The sequence below is a fragment of the Bacillus sp. AFS002410 genome, assembly GCF_002556365.1.
Classification (GTDB): Bacteria; Bacillota; Bacilli; order Bacillales; family Bacillaceae_G; genus Gottfriedia.
Map to the genome: position 1 here is coordinate 1 of NZ_NUEU01000055.1, position 297 is coordinate 297.

Here is a 297-nt window from a genome sequence, read left to right on the forward strand (position 1 = left end):
CTAAAGAATGGTTGAAGAAGAATAGAAATAATAATATTCATATAATCATGGACAGATTCAAACGCTCGCTTATTGGGTACTACAACTACTACTGCATCACTGATAATATTCCAAGTGTTAACATTTTCAAAGCTAAAATCGAGAACCTAATATTTAAATGGCTTAATAGAAGAAGTCAAAGAAAATCCTTTAATTGGGAGAAATACAGACTCTTCCTTAGTATATTTCCACTACCCTCACCAAGGGTTAAGGTGAATATCTATGATTTAAGAAAAGGAATTAGCTACATTCTGTAAA

The 297-nt window shown here is 31.3% G+C and carries 1 protein-coding gene; it reads left to right on the forward strand.

Translation table 11 applies throughout. The annotated features are described in order from the left end of the window. Window positions 1–296: group II intron maturase-specific domain-containing protein (locus CN692_RS19165; protein WP_373605046.1), on the forward strand; the 296-nt coding region annotated here is incomplete at its 5' end. Window position 297: the final 1 nt, after the last annotated feature.